Source organism: Methylobacterium sp. E-016 (assembly GCF_022829745.1).
In the GTDB taxonomy this organism is placed as follows: domain Bacteria; phylum Pseudomonadota; class Alphaproteobacteria; order Rhizobiales; family Beijerinckiaceae; genus Methylobacterium.
In genome coordinates, this window is record NZ_JAKSYF010000128.1 from 1 (window position 1) to 25844 (window position 25844).

Here is a 25844-nt window from a genome sequence, read left to right on the forward strand (position 1 = left end):
TCGTGCAGGCGCCGCACTGGCCGTGGTCGCAGCCCTTCTTCGAGCCGGTCAGGTGCAGATGCTCGCGCGCCGCATCGAGCAGGCTGGTGCGGGTGTCGAGCTCGAGCTCGCGCCGCTGGCCGTTGATCGTGAACCACACCCTTGCCAGGATAGGGCGGTCGCCGGGCCCGGGATCGGCTCTCGCGGCCGGCGGCATCGACGCCATGGCCGCGCAGGCGGTGGTTCCTGCCATCAGGTCTCTCCGGTTCAATCCAGGCTCGCGCATGGGCTGCATGATGTCTCCGCACCGTCGGTGGGGGTCGCCCGACTGTGACGGCGACGGCTCGGTCGGGCCGCCGTCCCGGGCCATGCAGGAGATCTAGGGGCTGCCGAGCGCCGCGATTAGGCACTAGGTTCCACTTGAGGCCATGCCCTGGGGTTATGAATGCTGCGGGAGAACCTGAACGACCTCGTCGCCTTCGCGGCGGTGGCGCGGGAGGGCAGCTTCACCCGGGCCGCCGCCCGGTCCGGCGTGACGCAGCCGGTGCTGAGCCGCGCCGTCCGGGCGCTGGAGGAGCGCCTCGGCGTCCGCCTCCTGGCGCGAACCACCCGCGCCGTCGTGCCGACCGAGGCCGGCGAACGCCTGCTGCGGATCGTGGGGCCGCAACTGGACGGCATCGCGGCCGACCTGTCCGCACTCACCGCGCTGCGCGACAAGCCGGCCGGGACCATCCGGATCACGTCCGGCGAGCACGCGGCCGCCTCCATCCTGTGGCCGGCTCTGGAACGGCTCCTGCCGGCCTACCCGGATATCACCGTCGACGTGATCACCGAGAACGCCCTGACCGACATCGTCTCCGAGCGCTTCGACGCGGGAATCCGCATGGGGGATCAGGTCGAGAAGGACATGGTCGCGGTCCGGATCGGGCCCGCCCTGCGCATGGCCGTGGTCGCGACGCCCGCCTATTTCGCGGCGCGCCCTCGACCGCGTACCCCCCAGGACCTGACCGCCCACGCCTGCATCAACCTGCATCTTGCCAGCTACGGCGGCCGCTACGCCTGGGAGTTCGAGAAGGGCGGGCGCGAGCTGAGGGTCCGGGTGGACGGCCCCCTCGCGTTCAGCAGCGTGTTCCTGGCCAGGACGGCGGCCCTGGCCGGGCTCGGCGTCGCCTGCATGCCCGACGACCTCGTCCGGGCGGACATCGCCGCGGGCCGGCTCGTGCGGGTGCTCGCCGACTGGTGCGCGCCCTTCGCCGGCTACCACCTGTACTATCCGAGCCGCCGCCAGGCCTCGCCGGCCTTCGCCGTGCTGGTGGACGCCCTGCGATATCCCGGCGTCGGAAAGCCGGCGCCGTCCGCGTGAGCCGGCCGGCAGCCTGCGCGCGGTTCGCGCGGCGGCGGCGTTCGGCCGGGTCGACGTCCTGGGGTCGAACGCGGGCATCCGGAAGGATGCGGCGGTCGCGGACCTGTCGCCGGATGACTAAAACGCGGTGATCGACGTGAATCTCATCGGGCAAGTCCCCTGCAGGCGCGGGGCCTTGCGCCGTTTCCGTGCGCAGCCGCGCGGCGGACGGACGGCCCGAAGCGGGGCGCCATCGTCGCGATCCGGATCGTGTGACGGGGACGACGCTGTTCGTCGGCGGCGGCCTGTCGCTCGACCCCGGGTTCCGCGTCGACGGCCGAGCCGCCGCACGTCGCTTCCGGCGGCGCGATGCCGCCCTCGGCCTTCGGGGGGTCCCGAGATCCGAGGTGCCGCCGCAAAGGATCACGCCCGGCACCGAAGCGTCTCGCGTCGCCCGGGTTCGGCGCGCACCGAGATCCCGGCGTCGGCCCGATCACGGCCGGTGCCCGGCCGCCTCCGAGGCCGCGTAGCGGGTCCGGGCCGCGGCGACGGCCGCGTGGTTGCGTTCCGCCCAGGCGACGAGCGCCGCCAGCGGCTCCAGCATCGAATGCCCGAGCGCGTCGAGGCGATACTCCACGCTGGGCGGCTTGGTCGGGAAGACGTGCCGGGTGACGAAGCCGTCGCGTTCCAGCTCGCGCAGCGTCTGGGTCAGCATGCGCTTCGAGATGTCGGGCACGGCCCGGCCGAGGGCGCTGAACCGCCGCGGGCCGCCGGCCAGCACGAGCAGCACCAGCGTCGTCCACTTGTCGCCGAGGCGATCCAGCACGTCGCGCACCGGGCAGAGCGAAGGATCGACGGCCGTGGTCTGCCACTCCGCGAACCGCCGCACCAGTTCCGCCTGCTGGCTCATCGCCCGGTTCCCGCGAGGTTACCCTGTCCCAAAATACTGCCTCCTTATGCGCCGCCGAGGTCTCGAATAGGAAGCATGTATCGCAACCGAACCATGTGGACTGCGCCCATGACCTCTGCTCATCCCCGCATCGGCATCACCGGCGCATCCGGGCGCCTCGGGCGCCTCGTCGTCGAGGCCCTGCTGCGCAGCGTGCCGGCCTCCCGGATCGTGGCCGGCCTGCGCAACCCCGACGACGACGGCGCCAAGGCGCTCCGGGCCCTCGACGTCGAGGTGCGGCAGGTCGACTACGAGAGGACCGACACCCTGGACCGAGCCTTCGCGGGCATCGAGCGCCTGCTGCTCATCTCCTCCAACGAGTTCGGCAAGCGCGTGGACCAGCATCGGAACGTCATCGAGGCGGCCAAGCGGGCGGGCGTCCGCCGCATCGCCTACACCAGCGTCCTGCACGCCGACACGTCCCCGCCCAAGCTCACCGACGAGCATCGGCGGACGGAGCTCGTCCTCGCGGCATCCGGCGTGCCCTTCGTCATCCTGCGCAACGGCTGGTACACGGAGAACTACGCCGCCTCGATCCCGATGGCGCTCGAGCACGGCGCCCTCTTCGGCAGCGCGGGCCAGGGGCGGATCTCGTCCGCGGCGCGGGCCGACTACGCCGACGCGGCCGCGGCCGTGCTGACGGCCGCCGAGGTGGAGAACGGCCGCATCTACGAGCTGGCGGGCGACGACGCCTACACACTGGAGGAGTTCGCAGCCGAGGTCGCGAAGGTGTCGGGCCGGCCGGTGGTCTACAGGAACCTGCCCGAGGCCGAGTACGAGGGCGTCCTGCTGAAGGCCGGCCTGCCGAAGGACCTGGCGGCCTTCGTCGCCGCCTCCGATTCCGTCGTGGCGGAGGGTGCGCTGTTCGAGGACGGCCGCGACCTGAGCAGGCTGATCGGCCGACCCACGAAACCGATGCGCGAGACCGTGGCCGCCGGCGAGCACTGAGCCCCGAGCGCGAGCCCGGCCCGCGCACGTCGCAGGGTCCGGCATCCGCCGCGCCTCGCGCTTGCCCCGACGCCGGGCCACGAACAGGAACCCTCCGGCATGCCGACCTTCGTCGAGATGGATCGGTCGGTGACCGTGGCCGAGCAGCTCGCAGAGGAGAGCGGCGCGACGATCGGGGCCGAGCCGGGCGGCGTCGCGCCGGCACGCGCGATCGCCACCGTCGGGCTCGTCGGCGGGACCTCCGCCCCACGCTGGCCGCGCGCCGGACGGGCGTTAGATGCCGGAATGCGCACGCGGCGATGCGCCGGACTCCATGAATGGCGCGGGAGAACCTGAACGACCTGCTCGCCTTCGTCGCGGTCGCGCGCGCGCGGAGCTTCACCCGGGCGGCGGCGCAGCTCGGCCTGTCGCAGCCCGCGCTCAGCCAGACCATCCGCGGGCTCGAGGCGCGTTTGGGCCTGAGGCTGCTGACGCGCACCACGCGCAGCGTCGCGCCGACCGAGGCGGGCGAGCGGCTGATCCGGTCCGTCGGGCCCCGGCTCGCGGAGATCGAGGCCGGCCTGGTCGCGGTGACGGACCTGCGCGAGACGCCGGCCGGCACCGTGCGGATCAACGCCGACGAGCACGCGGTCGCGGCGGTGCTGTGGCCGGCGCTGCGGAGGGTGCTGCCCGGGTACCCGGACATCCAGGTGGAGCTGGTCACCGACTTCGCCCTGACCGACATCGTCGCCGGGCGCTTCGACGCCGGGGTGCGGCTCGGCGAGGTGGTGGCCAAGGACATGGTCTCCGTCCCGATCGGGCCGGACATGCGCATGGCGGCGGTCGCCGCGCCGGCCTACCTCGCGCGCCGGCCTGCGCCGCGGACGCCGCAGGACCTGACCGGCCACGCCTGCATCAACCTGCGCCTGCCGACCCATGGCGGCCTGTACGCCTGGGAGTTCGCGGCCAACGGGCGCGAGGTCCGGGTTCGCGTGGACGGGCAGGTCGTGTTCAACACGGTGAGCATGATCCTGCGCGCCGCCCTGGACGGGTTCGGCATCGCCTACCTGCCGCAGGATCAGGTGCAGCCCCATCTCGACAGCGCGGCGCTGACCTGGGTGCTGAAGGATTGGAGCCCGCCCTTCCCGGGCTACCACCTGTACTATCCGAGCCGCAGGCAGCCCGCGGCGGCGCTCGCGGTGCTGATCGAGGCCCTGCGCTACCGAGGCTGACCGATGCGGGATCCGCGCCGGGGGGCCGGGGCCGCGCACGCCGTGACCACGCGTGGGCGAGCGCCCGATCCGCCCCGCCGGCCCGCGTCAGGCGCCGGCGGGATCGGGATAGCCGGTCAGGTCCGGCTCCTTGGCGCGGCCGGTGGACAGCTTCGAGGCCAGGCGGCGGAGGCCCGGCCGGCTGGCGATGCGCAGCACGCGGTGGAGCAGGCTGATGCCGAGCCGGCTGTTCGGGTTCATCAGCTTCGGCGCGATCTTGGGCACGCCCTGCCCGTCCTCGACCATCGGGCGCATGGCGCGCTCGTAGGCGGCGAAGGCCGCGGCGACGTCGTCGCCGCGGGCGAGCTCGGCGGCGAGGACGTAGGCGCCGGTGACGGCCAGCGTCGTGCCGATGCCGGCGAGCGGCGTGGCGCACCAGGCCGCGTCACCGGTCACCGCCACGCGGCCGCTGGACCAGCGCCGCATCCGCACCTGGCGCAGGACGTCGAAGTAGAAGTCCGCGGTGGCCTCCATCCCGGAAAGGACGCGCGCCGCCTGCCAGCCCGCATCGGAGAAGCGCTGCCGCAGGTAGGCCTTCTGCCGGTCCGCGCCCCAATCCTGCTCGCCGCCCGGCGGCTGCCGCAGCGTGAGCATCGCGCGGGTGGTGCCGTGCTGGTCGGGGCGCAGGGAGATGCCGCGGCCGCCGGGCGCGTTGAACCACCGCCACATCCGGTCGTCGTCCGCGGTCCGCGGGATGGTGAAGTAGGCGATGGCGAGATCCATCCAGCGCGGGTCGGCCTCGCCGGGGAACACGAGTTCGCGCGTCGTCGAGCCGACGCCCTCGGCGACGAGGACGGCGTCGTAGCGCTCGCTCGCCCCGGAGGCGAAGGTCACCGTCGCGGCCTCCGCTCCGTCGTCGATCCGGGTCACGCGATCCCCGAAGCGGTAGGTCGCGCGCTCCCGGGCCGGCTCGTAGAGGAGCCGCGCGAGGTCGCCGCGCAGGATCTCCATCTCGGCGGTGGGGCCGTCGCCGAGGCTGGCATCCATCGTGAAGGCCGCGACCGCCCGGCCCCGCCCGTCGACCCAGGCGGTGCCCTGCTCGCCGGTGCCCCGGTCGAGCGCCGCCTGCTCCAGGCCCATGCGGCGCAGGACCTCGCGCCCGACCCCGCGGACGTCGACGTTCTGGCCGCCGTCGCGGAAGCCCGGCGCCCGCTCGACGACGGTGACGTCGAAGCCGTGGCGGCCGAGCCACCAGGCCGCGGTGTTCCCGGCGACGCTCGCGCCGGTGATGAGGATGCGACGGGGCATGCGGGACGGGTCTCCGGGTGATCCGGCCCGCGCGGAGCCGGTCGCGGCCACGCCGCGCGGCAGGATCTGCGCGAGCGCCGTGATCGAGGGGGGCCCCGCGCGTCAGGCCCCCGGCGAGGCCGCCCGGGTGACCGCCCGGCGCAGGGTGCGGGACAGGTCCTCGACCGAGTACGGCTTCTTCAGGAGCGGGAAGCCGTGGGTGCCCTGCTCGGCGAGCACGTGGCTGTAGCCGGAGGCGAGGACGACCGGCAGGCCGGTGTGGCGGTGGCGGATCTCCCGCGCCATGTCGATGCCGTTCATCCCGGGCATCACCACGTCGGAGAACACCACGTCGAAGCGCGGCGACGCGGACAGGACGGCGAGGGCCTCCTCGGCGCTCATCGCCCACACGGTCTCGTAGCCGAGCTCGCGCAGGGCCTGGGTGGCGAAGGAGCCGACCTCCTGGTTGTCCTCGACCACGAGGACGCGGGTGCCGTGCCCGTCGGCGAGGGGCTCGGGCTCGCCGTCCTCCTCGATCGCCACGGACCGCCCGACCTCGCGGGGCAGGTAAAGCGTGAAGGTGGTGCCCCGGCCGAGCGTGCTCTCGACCAGCACCTCGCCGCCCGACTGCTTGGCGAAGCCGAACACCTGCGACAGGCCGAGCCCGGTGCCCTGGCCGACGCCCTTGGTGGTGTAGAACGGCTCGAAGATCCGATCGAGATCGGCCGCCGCGATGCCGGTCCCGGTGTCGCGGACCGAGACGGCGACGAAGTCGCCGGGGATGCGGGGATGGGCCCGCACCGCCGGGATCGCCGAGGCGCGGCGCACGCCGATGTCGAGGCGGCCCTCGCCGTCCATGGCGTCGCGCGCGTTGATGGCCATGTTCACCAGGGCCGTGTCGAACTGGCTCGGGTCGGCGTCGATCAGGTAGGGCACCTCGTTCCCGCGACCGTCCCGGTTCGCGGCCACGTCTGTGACGACCCGGATGCGGGCGCCGGTGAGCGTGCCGACCATGTCGGCGACCGAGGCGACGCTGCGGCCGACGTCGAACACCTCCGGGGTCAGGGATTGGCGCCGGGCGAAGGCGAGGAGCTGGCCGGTGAGCTTGGCGGCGCGGGTGACGGTGTCGGAGATCGCGCCGATGTAGCGCTGCCGGCGCTCCTCCGGCAGGTCGGGGCGCTTGAGCAGGTCGGTCGAGGACCGGATCACCGTCAGCAGGTTGTTGAAGTCGTGCGCGACGCCGCCGGTGAGCTGGCCGACCGCTTCCAGCTTCTGCGACTGCCGGAGCTGCTCCTCCAGGGCGCGGCGCTCGGTGACGTCGCGGCCGGCGGCGTAGAAGTGGTCCTCCTGCGGGATGGCGTTCCACGACACCCAGCGGAAGTCGCCGTCCGCCGTGAGCATGCGCACGTCGAGGCTGTCGAGGACCTGGCCTTCCCGCAGCAGCTCGAACGCCGCGGTCGCGGCCGCCCTGTCCTCGGGGTGGACGTAGTCGCTGAAGGACGTGCGCACGAGATCGAAGGCCGACCAGCCCAGCATCTCGTGCCAGGCCGGGTTGACCGAGCGGTAGAGGCCGTCGAAGCCGCAGACCACGAGGAGGTCGCGGCTCGCCCGCCACACCAGGTCGCGCTCCGTGGTCCGGTCGCGGGCGGTGTCGCGCAGCACGCTCTCGGCCTTCTGCCGGTCGGTGACGTCGTTGAACAGTAGGGCGACCCGGTGCTGCACCGGATCGCCGATGCGCAGGGCCTGGACCTCGAACCAGCGCCCGAGCGCGACGACGCCGCTCTCGAAGCGGACGGCCCGGCCCGTCATCGCGACCTGCCCGTAGGTATCGAGCCAGCTGCGCTCGAGGTCGGGCACCACCTCGCTCACCCACTTGCCGACCACGTCGTCGAGGCCGGTGTGGCGCGAGAAGGCCGGATTCGCCTCGACGAAGCGGTAGTCGACCGCGCGGCTGTCGGCGTCGAACCGGAGCTCGATGACGCAGAAGCCGGCGTCGAGGGCATTGAACAGGGTGCGGTAGCGCGCCTCGCTCTCGGCGAGCATGCCCTCCTCGGTCCGGAACCGGGTGACGTCGAGCTGGCTGGCGAAGAAGTAGCGCAGGTGGCCCTCGGCGGTGAAGACCGGGCTGATGTAGAGCTCGTTGCGGAAGGTGGACCCGTCGCGGCGGTAGTTCAGGATCTCGACGACCACGTCGCGGCGCGCGGCGATGGCGTCGCGCACCTTGGCGATGTCCGCCGGATCGGTGTCCGGCCCCTGCAGGAAGCGGCAGTTGCGGCCGATCAGCTCGTCGGCCGAGTAGCCGCACAGGGCCTGGAACGCCCGGTTGGCGAACACGATCGGGTTGTCCGGGAGGTTCGGGTCGGTGACGATCTGCGGCATGCGGGTCTTCTCCGCCGCCGTGAACAGCAGGTCGACATCCGCCCCGGACGTGCGCTGGCCGGAATCCGGGAGCCTGACATGCGACGCGTTCCGCTCGCGCAGGCGCGCGACCTCGGCCTCGAGCCTCTGATTCTCGCTGCGCAGCCGCTCGATCTCGTCGTCCATGCCGTCCGTTTCCATGGGGCATGGTCGCCACCATCATGCCCGTCCGAGAACGGCTTTCGGCGACGGAAGCTCCCATGCGGGTGCCCGCGGCGCCGACGGGCCTTCATGCTCCACGCGGTCGCCTCCGGTCAACGCGGATGGCGGAGCAAGATCCCGGCCGGGACCCCGGCGCCGGGCCGGAACTCGCGCGCTCGCGCTCCCGCGCGAGGCCGAAGCCTTCACCGGTACGCTGGTTCAACGACACTGTGACATGTCGAACCACCACCGATGTTGGAACGCGGTGCGGCCGAGGTCGTTTTAAGAGCCATACTCACCCAGACAGGAGATCTTGGATGCGCAAGCTCGCACTCGCTTCCACCGCACTGCTCGGGCTCGGCATGCTGGCATCGGCCCCCGCCGAGGCCCGCGGCTGGGGTTACGGCGGCGGCTACGGCCACGGCGGCTTCGGTCACGGCGGCTACGGCTATCGCGGCGTCGGCTTCCGCGGCGGATACGGACGCGGCTACGGCTATCGCCGCGGCATCGGCCCGGGCGCCGCGATCGGCCTCGGCATCGCCGGCCTCGCCGCCGGCGCGATCGTGGCGAATTCCTACGGCGGCTACGGTGGCTACGGCGGCTACGGCTACGGCCGCCCGGTGGGCTACTACGGCGGCTACGGCTACGCGCCGGCCTACGGATACGCCCCCGCCTACGGCTACGGCTACCCGGCCTACGGCTACGGCTACTGAGGCGCCGGTCGCGGGCGCCGTTGCGCCCGCGACGCGACGTGTCCTCGACGAAGGGCGCCCGACTTACCGTCGGGCGCCCTTTTTCCGTTGAACGGTTCGCGCACCTCCGGGACGCGCGGAGCGCCGCAGCGGACCGCGTTCGTTCAGGCCTGCCCCTCGATCAGGCCGCGGATGCGGGTCGCGAGCGCCTCCAGGGCGAAGGGCTTCACCAGCACCTCCATGCCGGGGGCGAGGTGGCCGTGGTTGAGCGCGGCGTTCTCCGCGTAGCCGGTGATGAACAGCACCTTGAGGCCGGGCCGCGCGGTCTTCGCCGCGTCGGCCATCTGCCGCCCGTTCATCCCGCCGGGCAGCCCGACATCGGTCACCAGCAGGTCGATGCGCACGTCCGACTGCAGCACCTTGAGGCCGGAGGCGCCGTCCGCCGCCTCGATCGCCGCGTAGCCCAGATCCTCCAGCACCTCGGTCACGAGCATCCGCACCGTCGGCTCGTCGTCGACCACCAGCACCGTCTCGCCGAGCTTGGCCCGCGCGGCGTCCGACAGGTCGGGCACCGCCTCGACCGCCTCGGCCTCGCCGAGGTGGCGGGGCAGGTAGATGCAGACCATCGTGCCCTTGCCGGGCTCGGAGTAGATCCGCACCTGCCCGCCCGACTGCTTGGCGAAGCCGTAGATCATGCTCAGGCCGAGCCCCGTGCCCTCGCCCATCGGCTTGGTCGTGAAGAACGGGTCGAACGCCTTCGCCGCCACGTCCGGCGCCATGCCGGTGCCGTTGTCGGAGACGCAGAGCGCGACGTACTGCCCCGGCTCGAGGTCGCGCTCGCGGGCGGCGCGCCGGTCGAGCCAGCGGTTGCTGGTCTCGACCACGATGCGGCCGCCCTCCGGCATCGCGTCGCGGGCGTTGATGGAGAGGTTGAGCAGGGCGTTCTCGAGCTGGCTCGGGTCGACCAGGGTCGGCCAGAGCCCGGCGGCCCCGACCACCTCGACCGACACGCCCGGCCCGACGGTGCGGCGCACCAGGTCCTCCATGCCCTCGACCAGACGGTTCACGTCCGTCGGCTTGGGGGCCAGGGTCTGCCGGCGGGAGAAGGCGAGCAGGCGGTGGGTCAGGGCGGCGGCGCGGCGTGCCGCCCCTTGCGCGGCGCCGATGTAGCGGTCGAGCTCGCCCATCCGGCCCTGGAGCATGCGGGTCTGCATCAGCTCCAGGGAGCCGACGATGCCCGCGAGCATGTTGTTGAAGTCGTGCGCGAGGCCGCCGGTGAGCTGCCCGACCGCTTCCATCTTCTGCGACTGGCGCAGCGCCTCCTCGGTCCGCGCCAGCGCCTCGGCCTGGGCCTTGGCGGCGCTGACGTCGCGCACGGTGGCGTAGATCAGGCCGCCGTTCGGGACCGCGTTCCAGGAGAGCCAGCGCCAGCCGCCGTCGCGATGGCGGTAGCGGTTCTCGAACGACAGCTGGGCGTCGCCCCGCGCCAGGCCGGCCGCGGCCGCCTCGGTGACGGCCCGGTCGTCGGGGTGGACCAGGTCCAGGAACGGGCCGGCCTTCATCTCGGCCTCGGTCCAGCCGAGCGTCGCGGCCCAGGCCGGGTTGAGGCTGACGAAGCGGCCTTCGAAGTTCGCGACGCAGAGCAGGTCGGACGACGCCTTCCAGATCATGTCGCGCTCCGCGGTGCGGGCGGCGACCTGCCGCTCGAGCTCCTCGGCCTGGCGCCGCCGCTCGTCGATGTCGGTGTGGGTGCCGACCCACTGGGTCAGAGCGCCGGCGGCGTCCCGCACCGGCTGCGCCCGCGCCAGGAACCAGCGGTAGCCGCCGCCGCCGCGGATGCGGAACTCGACCTCGTAGGGCTCGCCCGTGGCGACCGAGCGGTCCCAACCGGCGCGCGCCGCCGGCAGGTCGTCGGGATGGATCAGGTCGGACCAGGTCGCGGCCGCGTTCAGCGCCCCCGGCGCCGCGCCGGTATAGGCGTAGGCCTAGCCGTTGAACCAATGCAGCGTGCCGTCCGGGCGGGCGCCCCAGATCTGGTTCGGCACGGCCGCGGCGAAGGCCCGGAACTGCGCCTCGCTGGCCTGGAGGTCCGCCTCCGCGCGCCGGCGGCCGGTGACGTCCCGGAACAGCACCGAGACCTGGCGCCGGCTCGCCGGCTCGATCCGGGCGGCCGAGACCTCGATGTGGCGGCCCGCGCGCGGGAACGGGCGCTCGAACCGGATCGACTCCCCCGTGCGCAGGACGCCGCCGTAGAGCGCGAGCCAGCCCTCGGCCTCCTCCGGCGCGAGGTCGCGCAGGGTCCGCCCGACGATGCCGGCGATCCCGGTCTGGCGCTCGTAGCCCTGGTTGGCGACGATGTGGACGTAGTCGCTCGCCGGACCGTGCGGCCCGTCGATGAACTCGATGATGCAGAAGCCGTCGTCGACCGCCTCGAACAGCGCCGTGTAGCGCTCCTCGGTCTCGCGGCGGCCGGTGGCGTCGACCATCGTCCCGAGCGCCCGGAAGGCCCGGCCCCGGCCGTCGAACAGGCCGCGCCCCTTGGCCGACACCCATCGCACCGTGCCGTCGGCCTTGGAGACGACGCGGAACTCGGCCTCGAACGGCGCGCGCCGCTCCGGATCGAGGGCGGCGGCGAGCGCCGCCAGCACCGTCTCCCGGTCGTCCGGGTGGAGGCCGTCGCGAAGCGTCGCGCGATCGCACGCGGCGTCCGGGGCGAGGCCGAACAGCTCGCGGGTGCGCTCGGACAGGGTCAGCGCGTCGGCGGCCACGTCGAGGTCGAAGGTGCCGATCTCGGCCGCCTCGGTCGCCAGCCGCAGCGCCATCTCGCTGAACTGCAGGCGCTCGGCGTCGGTGGCGCGGGCCGCCGACAGGGCGGCGTTCTCGCCGCGCAGAGCCGCGAGCTGCAGCACGTCGGCGGTGACGTCGTACTGGCTGGCGAAGAAGTACGCGACCTCGCCGGCGGCGTCCTTCACCGGGGCCAGCAGAAGCTGGTTCCAGAAGGTCGTGCCGTCCTTGCGGTAGTTGAGGAGCGCGACCTCGATCGGCTGCCGGGCGGCGATCGCCGCGCGCACCCGGGCGACGTCGTCCCGGTCGGTGTCGGGCCCCTGGAGGAAGCGGCAGTTCCGCCCGATGATCTCCTCGGAGGCATAGCCGGTCAGGCGGCTGAAGGCCGCGTTGACGAAGAGGATCGGGTTGTCGGGCTGGCGCGGGTCCGTGACGATCATCGGCATGCGCGTGGCCCGCACCGCGGCCGCGAACGGGTCGGTGACGTCCGCCCCGCCGGCGATCTCGGAAAGGATGCGGCGGGTCTCGCGGCGGACGCGGCTCGCCTCGGACTCGGCCGGCATGGGCTGGTGCGGTGCTGTGGTCACGCCGGGCCGTCTAGCAGGAGCGCCATGGGGTCTGAACCGCGATTCGGGTCGGGCTGGTGCGCGCGTGTCTCGGATCGGCGACCGGGAACGGCATCGATCCGCCCCGAAGGCGGGCCCGGCCGGTCATCGGGTCGGCACGACCATCCGGAACCGCAGCCCGGCCGCGTCGATGGTACGGTCGAACCGCCCCGCCAGGCTGCGCTCGATGGTCTGCTTGAGCAGGCGGGACCCGAACCCGGTCCCGTCGGCCTTGGGCGTCCCGGACGGCGCGCCGCCCTCGGTCCAGTCCAGCGTCAGCGCGCGGTCGGCGACGCGACCGACCAGCCTGAGCGTGCCGCCGCCGGCCAGCGCCCCGTACTTGGCGGAGTTGGTGGCGAGCTCGTGGACGATCATCGCGTAGTCGTTGACCTTGTCGGGCGGCGCCACCGCCGCGTCCGGGATGTCCACGGCGATGTTGGCGCCGTTCAGGTACGGCGCCAGGATGCGCTCGGCGAGGTCCCGCAGCCGCACGTCGCCCCGGTCAGCCCGGTTCGACCGCGTCGCCAGGGCGGTCGCCTCGTGCAGCACCCCGAAGCGCTGCGACAGGTCCTCGGCGAAGTGCGGCGTCGACGTGGCCTCGCGGGCGACGATGGCGGTGAGCGCGCGGGCGACCGTGAACATGTTCGAGACGCGGTGCGCCAGCTCGGCGGTCAGCAGCCGCTCGGCATCCTCCGCCCGCTTGCGGTCGGTGATGTCGAGGAAGATGGCCTGGACCCACTCCCCGACCCGGCCGGCCTCGCCGCCGATGCCGCGCGCCGAGATCCAGCGGGCGTCGGCGCCGTCGCCGATGCGGAAGTCGAAGCTGTAGGCCTGCGGATCGGTGGCGCTCGCCGCCCAGTCCCGCATCATGCCCGGGCGGTCCTCGGCGTTCACCTTCGCGAACAGCGCGTCGATGCCCACCACCGGCTCGGTCGTGCCCCAGAACGCGCGGCAGAGGCCGTCGAGCTGGGCGAGCCGCCGCTCCGGCGACCAAGCCCACAGGCCGACGCCGCCCCGGTGGATCGCGGCGGTGAAGCTGGCGAGCGTCCACCCGTCACCGGTGGGATCCGTGTCCTGAGCCATCCGTCCTTCCGAAACCGAACCCCGACCCGCGCGGACGGCGCGGCGCCGCCCCCACGCGAGGGAACTCACCGGGGGCGCCTTTGCTCCGAGTCCGGGCGCGCCGGCCCGGGCGGGGACCGCCGGGCGGCATCAAGAAGACGCGAGCGCCGCCCGGAGGGCGGCGCTCAGCCTTCGGCCTGCTCCACGAAGCGGCGGATGAGCCAGCGCCCCGCCGGGCCGGGCGGGCGGTCGGTGCGGTGGATCGCGGTGAGCGGGAGCAGGCGGCGCGTCGCCTCCGGCAGCTTCAGCGCCACGAGGCGCCCCGCCTCGAGGTCGGCGCGCGCCAGGTGCGCGGGCATGCTGCCCCAGCCGATCCCGGCCAGCAGCAGGGTGTGCTTGGAGCTCATGTCGGAGAGCCGCCAGGTCCGCGGCGCGATCACCCCGAATTCCTGGCCTTCCGACAGGGGAGAGCGGTCGGAGATCACCAGCTGCACGTGCTCGCGCGCCAGGCCCGACACCGACCCGTCGGCGGCGGCCAGGGGATGGGAGGGCGCGGCGACCGCCACCATCTCGACCTCGCCGACGGACACCAGCTCGAGCGGGTCGGTCTCCCGCTGCCAGAGCTCGACCCCGATGCCGATCGCCGCCCGGCCGTCGATCACGTGCTGCTGCACCGCGCCGAGCGCCTCGACGTTCAGGCGCAGGGCCACCGAGGGAAACCGCGCCTGGAACGCCTTGAGCGCATCGACGAGCCGCGGCCCCGGCATCAGCAGGGTGACGACGAGGCTGACCTCCGCCTCGAGCCCGCTCAGCAATCCGCCGACCTTGGCGCGCAGGGCGTCGACGCCGTGGGCGACGATGCGCGCCTCCGCCAGCACCGCGCGCCCGGCCTCGGTCAATTGCGGCCGTCGCGTCGCGTCGCGGTCGAACAGCGGCAGGCCGAGCTGCTGCTCGAGATTGGCCACCGCGTAGCTGATCACCGAGGTGGCCCGGTTGAGGCGACGGCCCGCCGCGGCGAAGCTCCCGGCCTCGACCACCGCGAGGAAGACCCCGAGCTGGTCCAGCGTCGGTGTTCCGGGGCCGCGCATGCCGGGATCCTCGAACGATCGGGGCGCGTCCGGCCCCGGCGATCCGGCAAGCAAGGTCGGCGCCGCCGGGTCAGCGGCGGGCGGGCTTGTGCGCCTGGATGCGGCCGACCGAGCCGGTGACCATCGCATCGTAGGCGCTCGGCGCGGCCTGGCCGACGCCGCGCTCGACGGGGCGGCCGGAGACCGTGCCGGGCGCGGTCTCGGTGGGGATGCCGGCCGGCGCGGTGTAGCTCTGCGCGACCGCGGCGGCGGGCAGGGCGGCCGCCAGGGAGAGGGCGAGAACCGAAACCTTGAGGATGCTGGACATGGGGGGCTCCATCGATCTGAGGCGAGGCGACCCGGTGGCCGCCGTCCGATGAAGCGAAGATGGGCCCGTCTTGCTGATCCGAAAACCCGAATAGTTTCGAACAAGACGTTCGACTTTCTTGGCAAGCCTGCTTTCTTCTCCAGCCCGCCGGCTTCACCTGCGCTCGGGTGCGAGGGGGCGGCAGCCGGCGAGGAACAGGGCCACCGCGGCGCGGCGGCGCTTCTCCTGCGCTTCCGGGTCGACCGCGATGCCGTAGAGCGCCTGCTTCGCGCTGCGGCCGAGGACGAGGTTGAGGAACAGGTCGGCGGCGATCTCCGCGTCGTCGACCGCGATCTGCCCCCGCGCGGCCATCACCGTGAGGAGGCGGCCGACCGCGCGCACGCCGCGCATCCAGCCTTCCTCGTAGGCGAGCCGCGCCAGATCGGGGAACTGCATCGCCTGCGCGGCGATGCAGCGGGTGAGCGCGGCGGCGCCCGGCGCATGGGCTCGGGCGAGGAGGTTGCGGCTGAGCTCGTCCAGCACGGTCGCGGCGTCCCGCGGGTTGGCCTCGAGGGCCTGCGTCTCGGCCGCGGCCGAGAGCGGGGCCAGCCATTCGCGGATGCGCTCGTCGAGCACCGCCTCGAACAGCGCGCGCTTGTCGCGATAGCGCGAATACAGCGTCGGCTTGCTGACGCCGGCCGCCTCCGCGACCGCGTCGATCGAGGTCGCGTCGAAGCCGCGCTCCATGAACAGGCGGGTGGCGACCTCGACGATGCGCGCCTCGCGCCGCGCGGCTTCCGCGCGGGTCGGCCGTCCGCCGCCGCGCCGGGGCTGCGCCTCCGCATCGTCGGCCGCGACCTGCGTCATGAACTTCCTCCTTGTCAGCCCGAACCGCCGACCGTATTACAACGATACCGTATCGTTTTATTGTTGGCCAGCCGCGATGCAACCACGATCCACCGACGATCTTGCGCCCGTCCCCGTCGTTCCTGCGCCCGCGCGCAAGCGCCGTCCCGCACGGCTGATCCTTCCGCTGCTCGTCCTGGCCGCGCTCGGCGGGGGCGGCAGCTACGGCTGGCACTGGTGGACCGTCGGCCGGTTCCTGGAGACGACCGAGGACGCCTACCTGCAGGCCGACAAGGTGACGGTCGCCCCCCGCATCGCCGGCCACGTCGCCGCGGTGCTGGTCGGCGACAACCAGGCGGTGCAGGTCGGCGACGCGATCGCGCGGCTCGACGACCGCGAGTATCGGATCGCGTTGAAGCAGGCCCAGGCCGAGGTCGAGAAGAACCGCGCCCAGCTGCTCGGGACCGCCGCCGCCATCCTCCAGCAGCAGGCGCAGGTGCAGTCCGCGAAGGCCGAGGTCGAGAACACCGATGCGGCCCTCGATTTCGCCACCAAGGAATACGCCCGCTACCAGAACCTGCTGCAGACCGGCTCGGGCACCGCCCAGCGCCAGCAGCAGGCCGATGCCGACCTGAGGCAGAAGCGGGCGGCGCACGACAAGTCCGTCGCCTCGCTGGACGCCGCCCGCAAGCAGGTGGAGAGCCTGACGGCGCTGGAGGCGAGCGCCCGCGCGAGCCTGGACGGGGCGCGGGCCAAGGTCGAGCAGGCGCAGCTCAACCTCAGCTACACGACCATCGCCGCGCCCGCCGCCGGCACGGTCGGCGACCGGGCCCTGCGCGTCGGGCAGTTCGTCTCGGCCGGCACCGGGCTGCTCACGATCGTGCCGACCGGCCGCGACATCTACCTCGTGGCGAACTTCAAGGAGACGCAGACCGGGGAGATGGTCGAGGGACAGCACGTCACCTTCACCGTCGATGCGCTGGGCGACCGCGCGTTCGAGGGCCGGATCGAGAGCTTCTCGCCCGGCACCGGTGCGCAGTTCGCCCTGCTGCCGCCCGAGAACGCCACCGGCAACTTCACCAAGGTCGTCCAGCGCGTGCCGGTGCGGGTCGCGATCGACGCGTCCGACCCGCGGCTCGCGCGCCTGCGCGCCGGCCTGTCGGTCGAGGCCACGGTGCACCTGGCGGACCCGGTCGCACCGGCCGCACGCCGCGCCCGGCCCGGCGCCGCCCTCGTCAGCGAGGCCCTGCCCCGATGAGCGCCGCCGCGGCGATGCGCGGGCCCGAGGCCAAGGCCAGCGCGCGCGACTGGCTCGCGGTGTTCGGCGCGATCCTCGGCGCGTTCACCGCCATCCTCGACATCCAGATCACCAACGCCTCGCTCTCCGACATCCAGGGCGCGCTCGGCGCCTCTACCGAGGAGGGCAGCTGGATCTCGACCGCCTACCTGATGGCCGAGATCATCGTGATCCCCCTCACCGGCTGGCTCTCCTCGGTGATCGGCCTGCGCCGGTACCTGTCGGTGAACACGATGCTGTTCACCGCCTTCTCGCTCGCCTGCGCGCTCTCGACCTCGCTCTCGCAGATGATCCTGTTCCGGGCCGGCCAGGGCTTCACCGGCGGCGTGCTGATCCCGACCGCGATCGTCATCGTGCGCACGCGCCTGTCGAGGAGCCAGCAGCCGATCGGCATCGCGATGTTCGGGCTGACCGCCACCTTCGCGCCGGCGATCGGCCCGACGGTGGGCGGCTGGCTCACCGACAACCTGTCCTGGCACTACATCTTCTACCTGAACCTGATCTTCGGCCCGCTCGCCGCCGCGATCCAGCTCGGCGCCTTCGACGGCGTGCCGGCGCGCTGGGCCGAGCTCCTGAAGGGCGACTGGATCGGCATCGGCCTGATGGCGACCGGCCTGCCGGCGCTGACCTACGTGCTGGAGGAGGGCCAGCGGAAGGACTGGTTCGGCTCGCCCGTCATCGTCCAGGCGAGCTGGCTCGCGGTGGCCGGCATCGCCGGCTTCATCGTCCGCGAGCTCATGGCCGAGCGCCCCTTCATCAACCTGCGGGTGCTCGCCAACCGCTCGGTCGGCGGATCGTGCGTGCTGATGACGGTGCTCGGCGCGGTCTCGTTCGGCTCGATCTACATCATCCCGCTCTACTGCGCGCAGATCCAGGGCTACGACGCCCAGCAGATCGGCTACGTCGTGATGTGGTCCGGGCTGCCGCAGCTGCTGCTGTTCCCGATGATGCTGCTGATCATGCGCACCTTCGACGCTCGGCTGCTGGTGGTGACCGGCACGCTGTTCTTCATCGCGAGCTGCTGGATCAACGTCGGGCTGACCCACGACGTCGGCGCGGACCAGCTGATCCTGCCGCAGCTCCTGCGCGCCGTCGGCCAGCCGCTGTTCACCATCCCGCTGTCGCAGCTCTCGACGGGGGGCCTCGCCCCGCGCGACACGGCGGACGCCTCGGCGCTGTCGAACATGATGCGCAACCTCGGCGGCTCGATTGGCATCGCGATGCTCTCGACGATGATCGACCGGCGCGAGCACATGCACTTCTCGGTGCTGGCCGAGGCGATCACCGTGAACGCCACGCGCACCCAGGAGCGCCTCGCGGCCACGGCCGCCGGCCTGCACGGGCACGTCGCCGACGCCGCGGCCGCGAAGGGCGCCGCCCTCGGCATGCTGGCGGCCCAGGTCCGGCGCGAGGCCGAGGTGATGGCCTATGCCGACGGGTTCTGGCTCGTCGGCGTCAGCCTCGTGCTGAGCCTCGGCGTCGTCGCGATCCTGAGGAAGCCGCAGCGCGCCTCGGGGCCGGTCGAGGCCCACTGAGCCCGCGCTTGCGACGATCGTCCGTCTCAGTGGTGCCCGGCCATGTGACGGCCGATCGTCGCCACCTCGGCGGTGGCGGCCTGCGTCTCGTAGACGAGGCGGCCCTCCGACATCACCACGATGCGGTCGGACAGCTCCAGGATCTCGTCGAGGTCCTCGCTGATCAGCAGCACCGCGGCGCCGGCGTTGCGCGCGGCCACGATCCGGTTGCGGATCTCTGAGACCGCCGAGAAGTCGAGGCCGAAGCACGGGTTGACGACGATCAGGAGGTCGACCGGGTCGGTCAGCTCGCGGGCGAGCACCGCCCGCTGCACGTTGCCGCCGGACAGGGTGGCGATCGGCGCCTCGGACGAGGCGGTCTTCACCTTGAACCGCTCGATCAGGTCGCGCCCGCGCCGGGCCATCGCCCCCCGGTCGAGCCAGAAGGTCGGCTTGCCCGTCGGGTCGTCGCCGCGCCGGTCGAAGGCGCGAAAGCCCAGGTTCTCGACCACCGACATCCGCGGCGCGCAGGCGTTGCGCAGCGGCTCCTCCGGGATGAACCGCACCTTTCGCGCGCGGCTCTCGGCCCGCGTGCCGGCATAGGGCGCGCCGGCCACCACCACCCGGCCGCCGGTGGCGCGGACCTGGCCGCCGAGGACGTCGGCGAGCTCCTTCTGCCCGTTGCCCGAGACGCCGGCGATGCCGACGATCTCGCGGGCGCGAACGCTGAGCGCGTCGACGGCGATGTGGCGCAGGCCCGAGGCGTCGGTGGCGGTCACGCCCGCGATGCGCAGGATCTCGCGGGCTTCGTCGGGCTCGCCGAGGCGGGCGGCCGGCACGCGCACCTTGCGCTCGCCCATCATCATCGCCGCCATGTCGTCGCGGGACAGCGCGCCGACCGCGCCGCCGCCCACGAGCCGACCGCGCCGGAGCACGCTCAGGCTTCGGGCGAAGGTCTCGACCTCGCGGAACTTGTGGCTGATCATCAGCACGGTGAGGTCGCCGCGGTCGGCCATCGCGCGGAGCAGCCCTAGCACCTCCTCGGCCTCGCCCGGCGTCAGCACCGAGGTCGGCTCGTCGAGGATCAGGAACCGCGCCTCGAGGTAGAGCTGCTTGACGATCTCGAGCTTCTGCTTCTCGCCCGCCGCCAGCTCCGCCACCGGCCGGTCGAGGTTCAGCCGGAACGGCATGCCGGCCATGAAGGCGGACAGCCGCGCGCGCTCCCGGCCCCAGGCGATCACCGAGGGCGCGTCGGCGCGGCTGATGACGAGGTTCTCCGCCCCCGTGAGCGAGGGCACCAGCGTGAAGTGCTGGTAGACCATGCCGAGGCCGCGCGCCTGCGCGCCCTTCGGGTTGGTGATCTCGGCCTCGCGGCCGTCGACCAGCACCGTGCCGGCGCTCGGGGCGTAGAACCCCATCACGCACTTCACCAGGGTGGACTTGCCGGCGCCGTTCTCGCCGAGCAGCGCGTGGAAGCCGCCGGCCGCGATCTTCATCGACACGTCGTCGAGGGCGGCGAAGGCGCCGAAGCGCTTCGTCATGCCGACGGTCTCGACGCCGATGGCGCGGGGGGGGCCCGGGGTCGGGGCCGAGGGAGGAGACGCGAGCGGTGACGACGTCATGGGCGGCCTCTCACGGCGCTTCGGCGATGATCGCGACGGGGCCGCCGCCATCCGGCCCCTGATGCTCGGCGCCGCCCGAGACGTAGAGCTCGGCGTGGCCGACGAGGCCGGCGAGCACCCCGCCGACGAAGCCGCGGGCGTGCCGCGTCGCGGCGTGGTCGGAATCGGTGAGCATGGTGGTGCGAAGCCCGCGCAGGCGCCCGTCGGACGGGGCCTCGGCCTTGGCGAGCAGCGCGACCAGCCGCGCGCGCTGCGCCGGCGCCAGCTGTCCGGCGGTGCCGAGACCGAGGCGGGCGAGGGCGGCCCGCACGGGCTCGACGTCGAGGGCGTCGGCCATGGTGGCGTGGTCGATCCGCAGCGGGCCGGACCAGCCGGCACCGCGCCCGAGCACCACGATCTCGTGGCCCATCAGCTCGATCCCGGACGAGGCCGAGGCGCGCGACGAGGCGAGCGAAAAGTCCCGGCCGATCGCGGCCTCCTCCAGCGCGCCGACCTCGCCGAGCGCCGCGGCGATGCCGAGGGAGGCGGCCGCGCGCGAGAGGCCCATGGATTTCAGCGTGTCGGCGGTGGCGCAGTCCGCGTCGCGGCCGCGCGCCTCGGCGATCCGCTCCGAGGTGAGGAGCGGGCACTTCACCTGGACGAAGTGCACCTCGTCCGGATCGACGATCCCGGCCGCGCGCATCGCCGCGCGCACGCCGTCGGCCACCGACGCGACCTGGGCCAGGCGCCCGACCTGCTCGGGCCGGAGGTCGGCGGTGTGGGCGTGGCCGATGGCGAGCGCGCCGGGCACGGCGGCCTCGTCGGCCTCGCGCACCTCGAACACGGTGACGTGCGGGGACAGGCCGCCCTCGGTCCCGCCCGACATGACGAGGCAGACCCGCTCGGCGGCCTCCGGGCCGGCGTGCCGACCCAGCAGGTCGCGCAGGGCGCGGGCGGCGAGCCCCCGGGTCCAGTCGTTGACCAGGCCGTTGCCCTCGGTCTTGCCGAAGATCGCGACGATCGCGCCCGGCACGATTCGGCCCTCCGCGATCGCGCGTTCCAGGCCGGAGACGTCGTCCGGGGCGGCGGTGGCGATGCGGTGGACGACGGCGCGGCGGGTGCTCATGCGGCGGCGAGCGCCGCGATGACGGCGTCGGTGTCGGAGACCGCGCCGAACACCCCGCCCTGCATCGTCACCATGCGAAGCGCCGCCGCGTGGTTCTCCGGATCGGTGGCGCCGCAGGCGTCGCCCAGCACCACGCATTCGAAGCCGCGGTCGTTGGCCTCCCGCATGGTGGTGGAGACGCAGACGTCGGTGGTGATGCCGGTGAGCACGAGGTTGCGGATGCCGCGGGTGCGCAGGATCAGCTCGAGGTCGGTGGCGCAGAACGAGCCCTTGCCGGGCTTGTCGATCACCACCTCGCCGGGGAGCGGCGCGAGCTCCGGGATGATCTCCCAGCCGGGCTCGCCGCGGACCAGGATCTTGCCGCAGGGCCCGGGGTCGCCGATGCCGGCGCCGATCCGGCGCGAGCGCCAGCGCTTGTTCTCCGGCAGGTCGGAGAGGTCGGGCCGGTGGCCCTCGCGGGTGTGGATGATCGTGTAGCCGACCCCGCGCATCGCGGCGAGCAGGCGGGCGATCGGCGCGATCGGCGCGCGGGTCAGCGACAGGTCGTAGCCCATCGCGTCGACGTAGCCGCCGTCGCCGCAGAAATCGATCTGCATGTCGATGATGACGAGCGCCGTGTTCCCCGGCCGCAGGTCGCCGTCGTAGGGCCACGGGTAGGGCTCGGCGGCGACGGTGCCCGCGGGCGAGGACGTCGTGCTCATGCGGCCTCGCCCTGTCGGCTTGACGAACGAATGTCCGCTGACGGAGATCGTCGTGACGTGCGCTCGATTCGGAATGCCGCGAACGAGCGCGGGACGAGTATTGCCCTTCGCCGCACGCGCTCTTCCCTCCCCCCTCTGCGGGGGAGGGTGGGCTTCGCGTCAGCGAGGGTCGGGAGAGGGGAGCGACCTCTCCGGATACGGCGCTCCCCTCTCCCCCCCTGCTCCGCAGGGTACCCTCCCTCGCAGAGGGGGGAGGGAGAACGCCTGGCGGCCAAATCGCCGACGGATTTCCTAGCTGATACGATTCGCGAGACGACCGAGGCCGGCGGGGAGATCGAGGTCATCCGCATCATCTCCGCCCGCAAGGCCGATCGTTCGGAAAGGCGACGCTATGAACACGAAGCTGGTTAGCTACGAGATCGACCTCGCCAATCCGCCGACGCTGAGCGAGGCGCAGAAGGCGGAGCCGGAGGCCCTTGCGGCGAAGCCGGACGCGGAGATCGACCACAGCGACATCCCGACCCTGACGGAGGCGTTCTGGCAGAACGCCGTGCGCAACCCGTTCTACCGCCCGGTCAAGACCTCGACGACGGTGCGGATCGATGCCGACGTGCTGGGCTGGCTGCGGGCGCCCGGGCGCGGCTACCAGACCCGCATCAATGCGATCCTGCGCCGCGAGTTGCTGGCGGCGTTGAGGAAGGGCTGAGGCCCTCACTCCGCCGCCTCGCGCGCGGCCGGCGTCTGGCCGGCGCCGTAGGAGCGGGTCGGCGCGACGAAGCCGCAGGACGTGCCGTCCACGACCTTCACCTGATCCTCCCACGGCAGCCTGTACCGGCCGGCGGCGAGGTCGTGCATGTAGGTGTAGGGGCAGTCCTGCGCGCCGCCCTTCACCGCCGTGTAGCCGCGGTGGCCGAGCTGGTAGATGTTGTTCTCGACGCCCCAGTGGATCCGCGCCTCGCGCACGAGGTCGGGCCGGACCTCGGCGGTGATGATCTCGTCGACGCGGCCGGTGGTGCCGTGGGCGAGGATCGCCCCGTCGAAGTTGCAGACCATGCCCTCGCCCATCGAGTCGAAGGTGCCGTCCGAGCCGCACAGGCAGACGTTGGCGGTGACCATCAGGTTGCAGAAGGCGTTCGACTGGTTGGTGAAGCGCCAGGATTCGCGGATCGGCGCGGTGTAGCCGGCCGTGCGGATCATGATCTCGGCGCCCTTGTAGGCGCATTCGCGCGCCATCTCCGGGAACATCCCGTCGTGGCAGATGATCAGGGCGAGCTTGGCGCCCTTCGGCCCGTCGATCACCGGGATGCCGAGGTCGCCGGGCTCCCACGGCTCCACCGGCACCCAGGGGTGCATCTTGCGATAGTACAGCTTCACGTCGCCGGCATCGTCGATGATCAGGCCGGTGTTGTAGGGCGCGCCGTGCGGGTTGAGCTCCATGATGGAGAAGCAGCCCCAGATCCGGTTGTCGACGCAGGCCTTGCGGAAGGCGGCGACCTCCGGCCCGTCCATCCGGCACATCAGCTCCGGCCGGGTGTCCATCGACAGGCCGTGGAGCGCGTATTCGGGAAACACCACGAGATCCATGCTCGCCATGTTGGCCCGCGCCTTGGCGACCATCGCCACGATCCGGTCGGCCTGCGCGCCCAGGTCGGCCGGCGTCTCGACCTTCGGCAGCTTCAGCTGGACGAGGCCGACGACGACGCCGTTCGGGGATTTGTTCAGCCCACCGAGACCGTTCATGCGAAACCTTATTTCGAGAGGGAGAGCTCGCCCGGCGCGCCGGCCAGCGCCCGGTCGGGCGACGAGGTGGCGATCAGCAGGGCCAGGGTGAGGACGTAGGGTGCGGCGTAGTACAGGTAGTAGCCCTGCGTGACGCCGACCGATTGCAGCGCCGGCCCGAGCGCCCCGGCGCCGCCGAACAGCAGGGCCGCGGCGAAGCACGCGAGCGGGTTCCAGCGGGCGAAGATCACCAGCGCCACCGCCATCAGCCCCTGGCCCGAGGAGATCCCCTCGTTCCACGAGCCCGGATAGTACAGCGACAGGTAGGCGCCGCCGATCCCGGCGAGCACGCCGCCGGCGGCGGTCGCGAAGAGCCTCACGCGGTCGACGTCGTAGCCCATGGCACGCGCCGCGTCGGCGCTGTCGCCGACGACGCGCACGATCAGCCCGGCCTTGGTGTTGCGGAACGCCCACCACAGGAACACCGCGAGCGCGGCGCCGACGAGGAACAGCACGTTGACGCGCAGCGCCGCCTGGATCTGCGGCACGTCCGACCAGAACCCGAACGGGATCGCCGGAAGCGGCGGCGCCGAGGGCTGGATGAAGGCCTTGCCGAAGAAGAAGGCCAGCCCGGTGCCGAACAGCATCAGGGCGATGCCGACCGCCACGTCGTTGACCCGCGGCAGGCGGCAGACGAACCCGTGCAGCAGCCCGAAGGCGCCGCCGGCGAGCCCTGCCACCGCGACGCCGGCCCAGGGCGAGCCGGTGAGCACCGCGGTGGCGTAGGCCGACATCGCGCCGAACACGAGGGTGCCCTCGAGGCCGAGGTTGATCCGCCCCGAGCGCTCGGTGATGGTCTCGCCGAGGCTGACGAACAGGAACGGCGTCGAGACGCGGATCGCGCCGCCGACCACCGCGATCAGGACGCTCCAGAGCCCGAGATCGCCGCTCATCGCCCGCCCTCCGCCGCGCTCATGCGGGAGCTCATGCGGGCGCTCCCGCCGGCAGCGCGGCGGCGGCGCGCTTGGTGGCCCACAGGTGCGGGCTGAACAGGTGCAGGCGCCCGTAGAGCGTCTCGCTGGCGAGCACCACGAGGAACAGCAGCCCCTCCAGCACCAGCACGGTGGCGTCGGGCAGCTGCATCCGGCGCTGGATCAGCCCGCTCGACGCCTCGATCCCGCCGAGCAGGAACGCGACCGGCATGATCGCGATCGGGTTCTGGCGGGCGAGGAAGGCGACGAGGATGCCGGTGTAGCCGTAGCCGGCGGCCAGCGTGCCGTTGGCGGTGCCCTGCACTGCGACCACCTCGAAGAACCCGGCGAGCGCCGCGAAGGCGCCGCCGAGGGCGGTGAAGCCGACGATCAGCCGCCCGACCGGCAAGCCCTGGATCTGGGCGGCGCGCACGTTGCCGCCGGCGATCCGCGCGGCGAAGCCCAGCGTCGTGCGGTCCATCAGCACGTAGGCGACGAGGCAGGACAGGACGCCGACGCCGAGGCCCCAATGCACCCCGATCCCCGGCATCGGCGCGAGCATGAAGGCGTCGCCGACGGGCAGCGTCGAGGGCTTGTTGAGGCTCGCCGGATCGCGCAGCCAGCCCTCGATCAGGTGGTTGGAGAGCGCGATGGCGATGTAGGACAGCAGCAGGCTCGAGATCGTGGCGTTGACGCCGCGATAGGCCTGCAGGAAGCCGACGGCGCCGATCCAGACCGCGCCGACCAGCGCCGCGGCGAGCGCCATCAAGGGGATCGCGAGCGCGGGCGGAAGGGCTGCCAGCGGCTGGGCCGCGGCGGCGGCGCTGAGGCCGCCCAGCACGATCGCCCCCTCCCCGCCGATCACCACGAGGCCGAGGCGGGCGGGCAACGCGACGCAGAGCGCGGCGAACAGCAGGGGCGCGGCGCGCTGCAGGCTGTTGCCGAGCGCGAAGGACGAGCCGAAGCCGCCGCGGTAGACGATGTCGACGAACTGGAGCGGCGACTTGCCCAAAGCCGCCAGGAACAGCCCGAACAGGACGAAGCCCGCGAGCGCCGCGCCGACCGGGATCAGGAACGCCTCCGAGCGCCGCGCCAGCCAGGCCCGGGCCTGAAGGCCGCGCGCCGGCGGATCCGCCGTCTCGACCGGTGCCACAGCGGCGTCCGCGACCATCCCGCACCTCCGAACCGGTTCCACCATCCTGCGACGCGTGCGGCAGGAAGCGTGCCAGCCCCGCAACCGGGCCGGTGCAAGCCTTCGCCGTCCCTTCCCTCCCCCTCTGCGGGGGAGGGAGAGCGTC

At 73.0% G+C, this 25844-nt stretch carries 22 protein-coding genes and 1 pseudogene; 8 read left to right on the forward strand and 15 right to left on the reverse strand.

Features of this window, described 5'->3' with window-relative positions; translation table 11 throughout:
- Positions 1-232 (reverse strand): 2Fe-2S iron-sulfur cluster-binding protein (locus tag MKK68_RS17040; RefSeq protein ID WP_244031722.1); only part of this gene is annotated, 232 nt, incomplete at its 3' end.
- Positions 233-424: 192 nt separating this feature from the next.
- Between MKK68_RS17040 and MKK68_RS17045 the strand changes: the two genes are divergently transcribed.
- The gene (locus tag MKK68_RS17045) at positions 425-1342 is read left to right on the forward strand and encodes a LysR family transcriptional regulator (RefSeq protein ID WP_147859856.1); all 918 of its coding nucleotides are present in this window, start codon (positions 425-427) and stop codon (positions 1340-1342) included.
- A gap of 472 nt (positions 1343-1814) precedes the next feature.
- Here the strand turns inward: MKK68_RS17045 and MKK68_RS17050 are convergent, their stop codons facing one another.
- Entirely contained in the window at positions 1815-2231 is a 417-nt protein-coding gene (locus MKK68_RS17050) for a winged helix-turn-helix transcriptional regulator (RefSeq protein WP_244031724.1), read from the reverse strand.
- A gap of 108 nt (positions 2232-2339) precedes the next feature.
- Here MKK68_RS17050 and MKK68_RS17055 point away from each other — a divergent pair, with 108 nt between their 5' ends.
- The 3 genes from MKK68_RS17055 to MKK68_RS17065 all read left to right on the forward strand — a co-directional run bounded on the left by MKK68_RS17055 (position 2340) and on the right by MKK68_RS17065 (position 4429).
- Positions 2340-3218 carry an SDR family oxidoreductase gene (locus MKK68_RS17055; protein WP_147729821.1) on the forward strand — a complete coding sequence of 293 codons (879 nt, stop codon included), beginning with the start codon at positions 2340-2342 and terminating at the stop codon, positions 3216-3218.
- 99 nt (positions 3219-3317) lie between these two features.
- A complete protein-coding gene (locus MKK68_RS17060; protein WP_147859854.1) occupies positions 3318-3554 on the forward strand; it encodes a hypothetical protein in 237 nt (78 codons plus the stop codon).
- Complete coding sequence (locus MKK68_RS17065; protein WP_147726788.1) at positions 3536-4429, forward strand: LysR family transcriptional regulator; 894 nt, start codon at positions 3536-3538, stop codon at positions 4427-4429. The genes MKK68_RS17060 and MKK68_RS17065 overlap by 19 nt, the downstream gene beginning before the upstream one ends.
- Positions 4430-4516: 87 nt before the next feature.
- Here the strand turns inward: MKK68_RS17065 and MKK68_RS17070 are convergent, their stop codons facing one another.
- Positions 4517-5716 (reverse strand): FAD-dependent monooxygenase, encoded by a 1200-nt coding sequence (locus MKK68_RS17070; RefSeq protein WP_147726790.1) that lies wholly within the window; start codon positions 5714-5716, stop codon positions 4517-4519.
- Between the two features lie 102 nt (positions 5717-5818).
- The gene (locus tag MKK68_RS17075) at positions 5819-8239 is read right to left on the reverse strand and encodes a PAS domain S-box protein (protein WP_244031726.1); all 2421 of its coding nucleotides are present in this window, start codon (positions 8237-8239) and stop codon (positions 5819-5821) included.
- A 332-nt stretch (positions 8240-8571) separates the two neighbouring features.
- Between MKK68_RS17075 and MKK68_RS17080 the strand changes: the two genes are divergently transcribed.
- Positions 8572-8967, forward strand: coding sequence for a hypothetical protein (locus tag MKK68_RS17080; protein ID WP_147726794.1), 396 nt, complete (start codon positions 8572-8574; stop codon positions 8965-8967).
- 143 nt (positions 8968-9110) lie between these two features.
- Here the strand turns inward: MKK68_RS17080 and MKK68_RS29535 are convergent.
- The 5 genes and pseudogenes from MKK68_RS29535 to MKK68_RS17115 form a co-directional block, all read right to left on the reverse strand.
- Positions 9111-12293 (reverse strand): annotated as a pseudogene (locus MKK68_RS29535) (PAS domain S-box protein).
- 147 nt (positions 12294-12440) lie between these two features.
- Complete coding sequence (locus tag MKK68_RS17100) at positions 12441-13418, reverse strand: sensor histidine kinase (protein WP_147726796.1); 978 nt, start codon at positions 13416-13418, stop codon at positions 12441-12443.
- Between the two features lie 164 nt (positions 13419-13582).
- Entirely contained in the window at positions 13583-14485 is a 903-nt protein-coding gene (locus MKK68_RS17105; protein ID WP_243938552.1) for a LysR family transcriptional regulator, read from the reverse strand.
- Positions 14486-14555: 70 nt separating this feature from the next.
- Entirely contained in the window at positions 14556-14792 is a 237-nt protein-coding gene (locus tag MKK68_RS17110) for a hypothetical protein (protein ID WP_147726800.1), read from the reverse strand.
- Positions 14793-14945: 153 nt separating this feature from the next.
- Positions 14946-15638 carry a TetR/AcrR family transcriptional regulator gene (locus MKK68_RS17115; RefSeq protein ID WP_147859852.1) on the reverse strand — a complete coding sequence of 231 codons (693 nt, stop codon included), beginning with the start codon at positions 15636-15638 and terminating at the stop codon, positions 14946-14948.
- A gap of 76 nt (positions 15639-15714) precedes the next feature.
- Between MKK68_RS17115 and MKK68_RS17120 the strand changes: the two genes are divergently transcribed.
- A complete protein-coding gene (locus MKK68_RS17120; protein WP_244031728.1) occupies positions 15715-16875 on the forward strand; it encodes an HlyD family secretion protein in 1161 nt (386 codons plus the stop codon).
- A complete protein-coding gene (locus MKK68_RS17125; RefSeq protein ID WP_244031731.1) occupies positions 16872-18449 on the forward strand; it encodes a DHA2 family efflux MFS transporter permease subunit in 1578 nt (525 codons plus the stop codon). Before MKK68_RS17120 ends, MKK68_RS17125 begins: the two co-directional genes overlap by 4 nt.
- Positions 18450-18475: 26 nt before the next feature.
- Here MKK68_RS17125 and MKK68_RS17130 read toward each other — a convergent pair whose 3' ends face one another.
- From MKK68_RS17130 to MKK68_RS17140, 3 genes are read right to left on the reverse strand one after another with little or no spacing between them, the layout of a single operon-like run.
- Positions 18476-20050 (reverse strand): ABC transporter ATP-binding protein, encoded by a 1575-nt coding sequence (locus tag MKK68_RS17130; protein WP_244031733.1) that lies wholly within the window; start codon positions 20048-20050, stop codon positions 18476-18478.
- Between the two features lie 10 nt (positions 20051-20060).
- Entirely contained in the window at positions 20061-21155 is a 1095-nt protein-coding gene (locus MKK68_RS17135; protein WP_244031741.1) for a ring-opening amidohydrolase, read from the reverse strand.
- Positions 21152-21856: a cysteine hydrolase family protein gene (locus MKK68_RS17140; protein ID WP_244031749.1), complete on the reverse strand. Its 705-nt coding sequence runs from the start codon at positions 21854-21856 to the stop codon at positions 21152-21154. The genes MKK68_RS17135 and MKK68_RS17140 overlap by 4 nt, the downstream gene beginning before the upstream one ends.
- Before the next feature lie 391 nt (positions 21857-22247).
- Here MKK68_RS17140 and MKK68_RS17145 point away from each other — a divergent pair, with 391 nt between their 5' ends.
- Positions 22248-22562: a BrnA antitoxin family protein gene (locus MKK68_RS17145; RefSeq protein WP_244031751.1), complete on the forward strand. Its 315-nt coding sequence runs from the start codon at positions 22248-22250 to the stop codon at positions 22560-22562.
- A 5-nt stretch (positions 22563-22567) separates the two neighbouring features.
- Here MKK68_RS17145 and MKK68_RS17150 read toward each other — a convergent pair whose 3' ends face one another.
- From MKK68_RS17150 to MKK68_RS17160, 3 genes are read right to left on the reverse strand one after another with little or no spacing between them, the layout of a single operon-like run.
- Positions 22568-23596 carry a formamidase gene (locus MKK68_RS17150; protein ID WP_244031759.1) on the reverse strand — a complete coding sequence of 343 codons (1029 nt, stop codon included), beginning with the start codon at positions 23594-23596 and terminating at the stop codon, positions 22568-22570.
- Positions 23597-23604: 8 nt separating this feature from the next.
- Positions 23605-24528 (reverse strand): ABC transporter permease, encoded by a 924-nt coding sequence (locus MKK68_RS17155; protein WP_147728579.1) that lies wholly within the window; start codon positions 24526-24528, stop codon positions 23605-23607.
- A 31-nt stretch (positions 24529-24559) separates the two neighbouring features.
- Positions 24560-25717 carry an ABC transporter permease gene (locus tag MKK68_RS17160; protein ID WP_147859445.1) on the reverse strand — a complete coding sequence of 386 codons (1158 nt, stop codon included), beginning with the start codon at positions 25715-25717 and terminating at the stop codon, positions 24560-24562.
- Positions 25718-25844: the final 127 nt, after the last annotated feature.